At 45.1% G+C, this 3,671-nt stretch carries 1 protein-coding gene; it reads left to right on the top strand.

Annotation, left to right across the window (positions count from 1 at the left end):
- Positions 1 to 3,671: hemagglutinin repeat-containing protein (locus ACFILD_RS01730; protein WP_375664686.1), on the top strand; the 3,671-nt coding region annotated here is incomplete at both ends.

The raw sequence follows: 3,671 nt of genomic DNA, 5'->3' as shown, positions 1-3,671 counted from the left end.
TTTAATTGCAGATCATATTGATGTCTCAGAGAGCGAATTGGCTTATGGCGGTTTAGACTTTCAAAGCACCAATGCCCTTGATATTCACAATGCGCGGCTACAAGCCGTGACAGATCAGGGAGGGACTGGAGATATTCTTTTTGTTGCCCCAAGCGTTATGGTTGATGAGACAACGTCGGTTTTAGCGGCACGAGATTTCGTGATCAAAACGGGGGAGCTTGGAAATAGCGGTCAATTGGCATCGGGGCAGGATTTAGTCTTTAGCGTGACGGGGGATGTGACCAACAACAAAACGGGCTTAATTTATGTGAAGGGCAATGGTGCTTTACAAGTTGATGGTGCTTTGCTCAATGATTTTGGCACCATAATGACAGAAGGTGATTTATCTTTCACCAATGCAGAAGGCACAGGAAAAAGCCTTTCCCTTGTTAACAAAGCGGGCTTTATTCAAGTTGGTGGAAACTTAAATATCCAAACCAACACCCTGAAAAACGAAGCCGATAGCACGCCTGTCATCACAGAAAAAACGGAATATAGCGATATTTCTTTCCAAAAACCAGAACGCTTTGATTCAATTGAAAATGCGATTTTGTATCATACAACAAGTATAGCAAATGAGTTGGGGATAGAAATATGGGCCGTTTCCTATGAGGAAGTTGAATGTTCGGGAAACACATGTGATTTTCACTTTAAAAATTCTTTGCCCAACAAAGAGGCAACTTATGGTAAGATAACTTTAGAAGATGGGATAGTATACAAGGCATTTACTTGGAATGAAGAGAGTGAAAGTTCGGTTTTTTTTCAAGGGTACCGATGGAATAATTTATCTCACATGATACAGAAAACTGTCACGCAAGAATTTTCGCCTACTCGTCAAGGAATGATACAGTCTCACGGCAATCTTATTATTAACGCTGATACCATTGACAACCATTATAGCATTATAGAAGCAGGGGGAAACGCCGATATCCACGCCAATGTGCTGACCAATTTAGGTGCAACAGCTTATAAAAACACCTATATGGGTTGTCAGGCTAATACGGATGCTTATTGTTATGCTTATAACGCTGATGGAAGCCGAAATGTTGCTTTAGATATAATAAATAATGATGGTTTTCGCCATATCAATTCAGAAGTTCTCGATACTGTTCCTGGTCTTGTTCAAGCGGGTGGCATTTTGAATTTGGTGGTCGATCAACTCCACAACGAGGCAGCGGAAGGTTCGATTACAGGGGATGCGCATTTTGAGGCAAAAACCGTTGGAGGCAATCCACTGGAGTCCTTAAGTGGTTTGCCTGGAGCTGGCGCTCTCTTTACACCAAAAGTCGATCTCAATAATGCGGGGGAACTTGCTGAGGGGCTCCCTTTACCAAAGCCCCAATCGGGGGGTGTTGGGGGCACGCTGCCCAATCAAAATTTCATTTATGAAACGCGGGCAGAATTCCTTGATGTCGGCAAGTTTTATGGCTCAGCCTATTATTTGAACAGAATTGGTTATAATCCTGACAGAGAGATTTTTTTCTTAGGTGATGCCTATTTTGAAAAGCAGCTGATTGAGAAACAAATGCGTGATCTTGTTGGTCAAGGTTTGGGCAAAGGTTCCTTTATTCCTGGAAGTGATGCCATTGAACAAGTCAAAACTTTGCTAGATGGTGGGGCAGATTATGCAAAAGCACACAATCTCCCTTTTGGTGAGGCTTTGAGTGAAGAACAATTGGCGTCCCTAGAAGCCCCGATGGTGATTTATGTGCGCCAACAGGTCAAGGGCATGGATGTTTATGCACCGGTGCTTTACATCCCTGAAAAAGACAGAGCCTCCTTTGTTTCTGCTGGGGCTTTGATCATGGGCGATGATGTCAATATCACCAGCCAAAATACAAGCAATTCCACAATAACCAATTCAGGGCGGATTGCGGCAAACCACCAATTGCATGTGCATGGTGGGGATATCCTCAGTCAAGGGGGGCATTTTGCTGCTGGTGGGGATGCTGTTATCCTTGCGGAGAAGAATATTCGTTTGGACGCAGGGCGCACAACGGTTGACGGCGTGGAGACCGTATTAAACACCGAGGCGCTTTCTGCTGGGGGTAATGCAACGGTGATTGCTAAACAAGATATTACCGCCTCAGGGGTGGGGATCAGCACCGGAGGTGATCTTGCCATGGCTACAGAAGAAGGCAACTTGACGATAGGCTCAGCTGCAACGCATCACCATAAACAGTATAGTGACTCCATTATGCACCATAAATCTGTGTTAAACTCTGGAGGCTCGACGACACTTCTCTCTGGAAAAGATTTGAATATTTTAGGCTCTGATGTTCAAGCGCATGATGATCTTTACTTACAAGCAAAAGAAAATGTTTCGATTGATGCTACACGCAACAGCATGGACAATCATCGCGGGAGTGAAACCTCCCATGTCGCCTTGCACAATGGCTCTCATTTAAGTTCTGGAAAAGATACCACTGTCATCTCGGGTCAAGATATCCATATTGCTGCTTCCGATATAGATGCGAAGGACAATGTTGCTCTTGGCGCACAAGGGGAGATAACAATAGGGGTGAGAAACGATGAAAGAGATTATCATTTTCAGAGCAGCGACTTTAGTGTTGATAGGCAAGAGTCTATTTCTCGGGGTTCTTCGATAAAATCTGGGGGTGATACCACTGTTGTTGCAGGGCAGGATGGGAAACCGCATGACCTTAGCATCACAGGCAGTTCCGTTGCGGCTGAGGGCAAGGTAGGGCTGAAAGCCAGCAACGATGTCCTGATCACCAATGCAGAGGATAGTTCACACCGTGAGATATCTAGCTACACAGATGGCGGTTTTTTTGGGGGAAGCTCATCCTATCATGAAACTTTTGGAGCTACCCAAGTGGTAGGTTCAAGTATAGCAGGAGAAAAAGGCGTTGCCATTGACTCAGGAAATAACACGGAAGTTGTAGCCTCGACGCTCGTAGCCGGTAAGGCAGAGGAAACGTCAGGAGAGAAAGCACTGGGAGATCAGAAACAAGCGGATATTACCATTCACTCTGGGGGAAAGATTGTCATAAAAGGTGCCCAAGAACACTTGGACCAGCAAGCACAATCGTCATCAAGTGGCTTTTTGCATGAGGAATCGTCCGATACATCTCAATCGCATACCACAACGGTCTCCTCTATCCTTGGGGCAACGGGAAACATCGTGTTAGACGCACAAGGAGAAGCCAAGATTTCTGCTTCTCATCTGCTTTCCGGTCAAGATATCAATGTGAGCGGAGAAAGTGTGACAATTGATGGCATGACAGATCACCATAAAAGCCATTCAGAGGAGCATGAAACAGGTTTTGGTGTGGGATCAGGTAAGGGCTTTGTGTCGATATACGGGAGTGAGGGAAAGACAGAAAATGAAGAGAGTTTTGAACATCAAGGCTCTTCTCTGAATGCTGATGGCAATATCACCATCACCGCCACCAAAAAAGATGTGAACGTGGTGGGCTCTGATTTTGCAGGTGAGAATATTAATCTTTCGGCCGCCCATGATGTGAATGTTTCACCTGGTCATAATAGCCATTCCTCAAGCTCAAAGGAAGAACGTACAGGCTTTGGTATTCAGTTTGAAAAGAGCAACAGCGGTGCTTCTGTAGGTGTTGGAATTGCAAGCGCCAAAGATACGGGCGATCAATGGGAAA

This window comes from Bartonella sp. CL162QHHD (genome assembly GCF_042195435.1).
Taxonomy (GTDB): domain Bacteria; phylum Pseudomonadota; class Alphaproteobacteria; order Rhizobiales; family Rhizobiaceae; genus Bartonella.
Note: the sequence above shows the minus strand (reverse complement) of the source record. Positions and strands in the feature narration are given on the sequence as shown.